Raw genomic sequence first — 6,610 nt, forward strand, 5'->3', positions numbered from 1 at the left:
GACGTACTACCTCCACGGGGCCTTTGCCCTATACTCTTGTCATGACCACCTGGCAGTTGCGGGTGCTCGGCGAGGTCTGCCTCGAGGGAGAGGGCAAGCGGCTTGCCCTCGAGCGCAAGACGGCGGCGCTCTTGACCTATCTGGCGCTCGAGGGGCAGGCATCGCGGTCCAGGCTGGCCGGGCTCTTCTGGCCCGACCGGCCCGAAGACAAGGCCCGCGGCAACTTGAGGCAGTGTCTGCACCGCTTGCGTGCCGATACGGCTGAGCAGCTGGTGACGGGCGGCGACGTCTTGCAGCTCGGCGCCGCCGTCCAGGCGGACGCGGCGCGGTTCAAGGTGCTGATGTTTTCCGGCGCCAACCGCGAGGCCCTGGCGCTCTTCGGCGAACTCCTCGCCCCCTTCGACTACGACGACCTCCCGGACTTTGCCGACTGGCTTTTCGCCGAACGCGAAACGCTGCTGAAGCTGAGGCGGGAGGCCCTGAGCGGCGAGATGAGCCGCCTCGAGAGCCAGGGCGACGTTCAGGGCGCGCTCGGCCTCGCCGCCGCGCTCGTCGCCCAGGACCCGGTCTCGGAGGAGGCGCAGCGCCAACTCATGCGCCTGCACTACCTCTCGGGCGACCGCGCCGCCGCGCTCGCGGCCTTTGCGCGTTGCCGCGAGCTGCTGCGGCGCGAACTGGGCGTCGAGCCGCTGCCCGAGACGCTGCGGCTGGCCGATGAGATCGCGGCGGGCGGCCTGTTGCCCAAGCCGGTCGCCGGGGCGCGCCGGCCGATTCCGCTGGCGATCCAGCGGCCGCCCGTCCTGGCGGGCCGGGAAGAGGACTGGGAGAGGCTCGAGGAGGCCTGGGACGCGGGCCAGTTCATCTTTATCGCGGGCGAAGCGGGGCTGGGCAAGACCCGGCTGGCGCACGACTTCGCCGCGTCCAAAGGGCCTTACCTGCGCTTTTCCGGGCGCCCCGGCGACGCGGCCGTGCCCTATGCCGCCAACGCCCGCGCTTGGCGGCAGATCTTAGCGGCGCGACCCGAGCTAGGGCTCGAGCCCTGGCTGCGCGTCGAGCTGTCGCGGCTCCTGCCCGAGCTCGAGCAGGGCGAAGCGCCTCCGCCCCTGGCGAGCGAGACCGACAAGCTGCGCTTTTTCGACGCCCAAGGCGAGCTGCTCCTGTTGGGCTTGCGGGGTCTGGCCGCCGCCATCATCGACGACCTGCACTTTTACGATCTCGCCAGCAGCGAGGTCGCCGTCTACCTGACCGGCAAGTACGCACCCTTTGGACGGCCCGGCGGGCTGCCCCGCTTTATCGACTGTTACCGCAGCTTTGAACTCGCCGCTGAAGCCGCCGCCTATATCGAGCGGCTGGTCGAAGCGGGGACGGCCGCACTGATCGAGCTCAAGCCCCTCGACGAGCGGGCGGTCGCCGTCCTCGTCGACGGCTTCAAGCTCCCCACCGGCGCGGGGCTGAGCGAGGCCCTGAGCCGCTTTACCGGCGGCAACCCGCTCTTTATCGTCGAGACGGTCAAGAGCCTCTATGAAGCGGGCAAGCTGAGCGCCGACAGCCCCGCTCAGGCGCTCGCGCCGCTGCCCCCAAGCGGTCGGGTGAGCAACCTGATTCGCCAGCGCCTGGAGCGCCTCTCGCCCCAAGCCGGCAGGCTCCTGTGGAGCGCGGCGGTCGCCGGCGAGGACTTCGACCTCGAGCTGGCCGCCCACCTGCTGGACACCGCCCCCCTCGAGCTCTCCGCAAGCTGGCGGGAGCTGGAGACGCGCCATATCCTTGCGGGCGACAGGTTCAGCCACGACCTCCTCTACGAGACGGCGCTCACCACCATCCCGGCGCCCGTCAAAGCCCTGCTGCACCGCCGCTGCGCCGGGTATCTCGAGGCTCATGAGGCCAATCCTGCGCGCATTGCCCAGCACTATGTGGAAGCGGGAGATGAACCAAGAGCGGTACCGTGGCTCTTAAAGGCAGCCAAAGAGGCCGAAAAGGCCTTCCAGTTCACTCAAGCTACCGAATTCTACGAGCGGGCGGCGAACGGCCTCGAGGCTCGAGGAGATAAGCAGGGCGCCTTTGAGGCGTTAGAAGCTTGTGCCGAGTTGCTTGGCCGCTTTGACGTGGGCGCAAGGTCCCAGGCAGTACTCGACAAATTGCAAAACCTCAGTCAAACACCGGAAACGCAAGCCAGGGTATGGGTTAAGCAGGCCGAATTTTACCTGCTGGCGAAACGGTTTACCGAGGTAGAACGGCTTGCCCGCATGGGTTGCGATTACGCTGTCACCGCCGGGCACCTTTTGCTGCAAGCCGAGTTTCAGCAGTTGCTCGGTGTCGCCTTGCTCGGACAAGGTCGCATCACCGAAGCCATCGAGCCACATCAAACGTTCGTCGCCTTGAGCGAGCGGCTGGATCATAAAGAGGCTTCCGTTGCCGCTCTCGCGAACCTGGGTCTCCTTTTCGACCAGCTCGGCCGCCACCGCGAAGCCGTCTCCTTACATCGCCGCGCCGACCAAGCGCTTCAAGACTGGGGCGAAAAACTCTGGGCGCGGCCCCTGTTACTCAGAAATGCGGCTGCCAGCCAGCTCGCCTTGGGTCTCGTGCAAGACGCACTGCACACTCTCGCCGAGTCGGATCTTTTGCTCACGAAGTTCGGCGGCGGCGGCACAGCCCAACCCAAGGTGCTTTTGACCATGAGTTGCTGTTGGCAGCACCTCAACCGCTACAGACATGCCTTAGGCTGTCTGGAACGCGTTCGGGAACTGGACAGCCATGGAATCGAACTGGAACCGATGCACAGGTGCTTCGCCGCGCTGTTTACCGAGCTTGGCAACTTCCGTGAAGCAGAGGCTCACGTCGAGGCTGCCCTCAGTCAACCAAACCTGACGCACCAAAAGCGCAGTGACGCCCTCCTCCTCCGCGCCAAGCTGTTGGCAAGCCGACAAGAGGATCCCGGTGACACCTTAAGGGAGCTGGACCAGCTGTTACGCACGGCCGAGCAACCATCTCTCTCGTGCAAGCTGTGGATACTACAGGCTCCACAGCTTGAGCCGGAGGCGGGATATGCGCTTGCCTGCAAAGCGCTGACGGCCTCCAAGAGGCTCGAGCTCGCCGGTCTCCAGATTGCCGCCGAAGTCCGTTGCGCACAAGCCCTTCTTGACCTGGACAGAGCGGACGAAGCCCTTCGGCACGTGCAGTCAAGCATGGTTCTGCTGGAGGCTTGCCACCCCGTCGACTTTTACCTCGGCGAAGTGCTCTTCACCCACTACCGGGTCTTGGCCGCACTTGACGATCCCACGGCTCCCGACCACCTTCGAACGTGCGTGAACTGGGTCTTAGGCGTAGCTGACCGCGACGTCCCGCTCGAGTACCGTCGCAGCTTCCTGGAAGACAACCCGGTGAACAAGGCCATCCTGGGGGCTGCTCGCCTCGCCGGCCTCGACGTCCCCGCGGCCTGGCCTTCGTAGCTGTTGATCGCCGTCCCTTCGGGGTGCTGTGCGAACACGCCCAGTCACGCTCCAGTCACGCACGCCCGCCTAAGCTTGCTCCGTCGCCCCTGAGAAGGGGCGAGCACAAGGAGGAAAGCATGCGCAACGTTTACGTGGTAGTCATTATTCTCTTGACGGCAACGCTGCTGTCGGCCTGCGGCGGGGGCGGCACCCCGACCCCCGGCTTCGACCTCACGGTGCAACCCGGCAGCCGCTCGGTCGCGCAGGGCGGCAGCACCACGGTGACCGTAACCATCACCCGCACCGGGGACTTTACCGGCGCGGTTCAGCTGAGCCTCGAGGGCCCGGACGGAGTCGTGGGAGACGGAGCCAGCCAGATCAGCGGCAGCTTCACTCCCAATCCGGCGACGGCTGCGAGCACCCTCACCGTCAACGTGGGCGACGAGGTGCCGCCGAACACCTACACCCTCACCGTGCGCGGCACCAGCGGTTCTCTCACGCCCAAAACCGCGACCTTTACCGTAACCGTGGGGAGCGCGTCGGGCGATCCGCCGACCATCGAGAACTTTAGCGCCAATCCCGTGACGGTTGAGCCCGGCGGCTCGAGCACCCTGTCCTGGAGCGTGACCAATGCGACCAGCGTCAGCATCAACCAGGGCATCGGCGCGGTTGACGCGACCGGCAGCGCCCTGGTTTCTCCCACGGTGCAGACGACCTACACCCTGACCGCCAGCAACGACGCGGGTTCGGTGACGGCCACCGCGACCGTGAACGTCGAGGCCGTGGTCACCGGCGGCAAGGTGGGGAACGTCTTCCTGGCGGAAAGTTCTTCTGCCGGGATGAATGGCTTTGCCTTCGTGAACGGCGTTGGCTCCTTTATCGAGACGAATCAGTCCGTGCCGGGTGACGGCAACTTTCTCGCGCCCCTGCTGGACACTTGCTTTGTCCTCACGGATGAGGGCCCCGGCCCTATTGATCCTCTGCCCGATTTCGAGGGCAGGTCTTTAGACGCCGGAGACCCGCTGACCGTCAACGCGAACGGTTCGGTCTACGCCACCCTGACGCGCCAGACCTCCGAAGTCGAGGGTGAGACGCTCTACAGCTACATCACGGACTTCATGAATCCTCCGGCGCCGCCGCTGCCCGATACCGGCCTGACCCTCGACATTCCGGGGGCGGAGGACGGCTTCCCGGCCTTTGCGGGCGTGGCCTTGCCGAGCGTGGCCGCCTTTGCCCTGACCGGGCCGGAAGACACCACCGCCATCACCACGGGCACCACCTTCACCTGGTCGGGCGGCGCGAACGGCACGAATATCGCCGTGGTGCTCTTCGGCTCAGGCGAAGTGGGTGAGGCTGAGACCGTGTCCTTTGCCTGCTACGCTCGAGACGACGGCAGCTTCACCTTCCCCGCCGACACGCAAGCGGCCCTCAACGAGGCGGGCTTCACGACCGGCTCGCTCGTTTCCGCGGGCCGCCTGGCCTCTAGCAGCCAGACACAAGGCGACGCGCTGCTCAACCTGGTTACGGCTCGCCTCGTCAACTACGGCTTTCCTGGAGGGCCTGAGTCCGAAGAGGGCGAGTTTTAAAGACTTGACGCCGTAAGCAGCTAAACGGTTCTTTCACGGGGCGATCCACCGGGTCGCCCCTGATGGTTTGCTGCCGGTCACAGCCCAGTCACGCGCCAGTCACGCTAGCTTTGTCATGCTTCTCTGTGAGGGCGTAGAACGTTAGCCACTCGAGTCTGGGCTGTGGGGAGGAGGGACGCTAAGCAAGGCTTGCGGTTGACGCTGTGTGGGATCGAGATAACAAAGGCAAGTTCAGGCCCAAAGGGCCAAAGGAGGACAACGTGGTCAAGAGCCATCTCCAAGCCGGTTTCATAATGATCATGTACGCCGCCCATAGCCTACGGCAAGCTGCCGAGAAAGCGCGGGATCATGGAAAAAGACATCATGGCAAAAGACAAGGTACCTGACGGCGGGATATTCGACAGCCTCACCCGCGACCTCGGGCGGGCGACGTCCCGGCGCGAGGCGCTAAGGCTCCTCTCCGTAACCGTTGCCGGCGGTCTGCTCACCACCTTGGGCGTCGGCTGCGGCAGCTCGAGCAGACCGCCGGAGCCTGCCTGTCCCGAGGGGACGACCGTGTGCGGCGACGCCTGCTGTCAAGCTGGCGAAAGCTGCACCGACGGCACCTGCCAGACCGAGACCGCCGAGCTTTGCCTTGTCGCCTCGGCCTGCGGTAGCCGTCAGTACTGCAACGAGGAAGAGACCTGTCTCTGCGTCTTGAGCGCCGAGGGAGACATCCGCTGTGGTCAGCTGCCGAATACCTGCTATCTGCCCCTCTGCACGAGCAGTGCCGACTGCGCCTATCTCGGCGCGGGCTACTTTTGCGACGCGCCCAATAGCGGCTGCTGCAGCGATCCTCCGGCGGAGCTCTCGCGCTGCATCGCGCCGTGCGGGGCTCCGCCCTGTCCGCCGGAATACCTCTGCGCCGGGAAGTGCTGCGCGGAAAGAGAGAGTTGCAAGGGCGGCGTTTGCTGTGCAGAGGAGAACATCTGCGGTGACGTTTGCTGCTCGGCAGGCGAGAGCTGCATAGCTGGCGCGTGTGTGGACATAGCAGCGTCCTCGCTGGTGCTGAGCGCCACCAACCAGAACGATCTGCTCTTCTACTCGCGGCGCCTCGGCAACGCGGCCTACTACCAAGGGACGAGGTCGGACGAGGGCATGGCGGTTTCCTACGTCAGCTTCGAGAGCCCGGCAGGCGACCTCGCCGCGGTCATCTTGAACGAGGACTATCTCCCGATTCAGTGGATCATGCCCGAGCTCACCGTCGAGGTGCGGCGGCGGCAGGGCGAGGCCTTCGACCCGCATAGCGCGCTGCACCTTTTCGCCATCGGCTCCGAGCAGCAGCACGCCAGCCTGGACATCTACCCGTCCGACCTCCGCGAGGTGGTGAACAAGATGGAGGCTCAAGAGGGCGAGAGCTTTGAGAACGCCCGGCGCTTTTTGGAGACCACGGCGGACAGCTACTCGAGCATCCTCGAGCTCATTCGCCAGGGTGGCCAGGACCAGCCGCGCCTCATCGCCGCGGCGATCGGCTTCAGCCTCGCCGCGGCCCTTTTGGAGATCGACGAAACCGTCAGCCCGGCCGGGGACTTGCGCACGAGCTCGGTCTTTTCCCAG

The 6,610-nt window shown here is 65.6% G+C and carries 3 protein-coding genes; all 3 read left to right on the forward strand.

All coding sequences use genetic code 11. The features are described 5' to 3' along the window. Window positions 1-41 precede the first annotated feature (41 nt). A complete protein-coding gene (locus M3498_11100) occupies window positions 42-3,446 on the forward strand; it encodes a transcriptional regulator (protein ID MDQ3459830.1) in 3,405 nt (1,134 codons plus the stop codon). 119 nt (window positions 3,447-3,565) lie between these two features. Beyond that, a complete protein-coding gene (locus M3498_11105; protein MDQ3459831.1) occupies window positions 3,566-5,014 on the forward strand; it encodes a hypothetical protein in 1,449 nt (482 codons plus the stop codon). 363 nt (window positions 5,015-5,377) lie between these two features. Beyond that, a partial coding sequence (locus tag M3498_11110; protein MDQ3459832.1) for a hypothetical protein occupies window positions 5,378-6,610 on the forward strand: 1,233 nt, incomplete at its 3' end.

The organism is Deinococcota bacterium (assembly GCA_030858465.1).
Classification (GTDB): Bacteria; Deinococcota; Deinococci; order Deinococcales; family Trueperaceae; genus JALZLY01.

Excerpts from the sequence above, each read along its gene's own strand:
- M3498_11100 (MDQ3459830.1), top strand. The coding sequence starts at position 42 with ATGACCACCTGGCAGTTGCGGGTGCTCGGCGAGGTCTGCCTCGAGGGA.
- M3498_11105 (MDQ3459831.1), top strand. The coding sequence starts at position 3,566 with ATGCGCAACGTTTACGTGGTAGTCATTATTCTCTTGACGGCAACGCTG.